The sequence below is a fragment of the Cytobacillus oceanisediminis 2691 genome, from assembly GCF_007678455.1.
Classification (GTDB): domain Bacteria; phylum Bacillota; class Bacilli; order Bacillales; family Cytobacillaceae; genus Mesobacillus; species Mesobacillus oceanisediminis_A.
Map to the genome: position 1 here is coordinate 1 of NZ_VEEP01000080.1, position 331 is coordinate 331.

Sequence of the window (331 nt, forward strand, 5' to 3'; positions counted from 1 at the left end):
AAAATGTGGATAGGGTGTTTGGGGAGGTTGAGGGTGGGAATTATTGGTGTGAAAGAGTTGATGGGGGATTAGAGGAGGAAGATGGGTTGGGGGTAATGGATGGGTTGAAAATGGGAAATTTGGGTTATGTAGTGGGTAGGGATGTTGGTTCGCGGGGGATTGAGGTGGATAATGTTTGGGTTGTGATAAAGTATGAGGTTCGTATGGAAAAAGAGAGGTATGTGCATGGGACAGGGGGAAGGGGGGGGGGAGGAAAGAAAGGAAAAGGGATTACGGTTGGTAGAGGTTATGAAGGAAAATTGATGAGGGCAATCGAAGGATACATTGGGTT

The 331-nt window shown here is 46.8% G+C and carries 1 protein-coding gene; it reads left to right on the forward strand.

What is annotated here, in order from left to right; all coding sequences use genetic code 11:
* Positions 1–331, forward strand: a 331-nt coding sequence (locus tag FS736_RS23490) for a helicase-related protein (RefSeq protein ID WP_260983696.1), incomplete at both ends; no start/stop codon positions are given.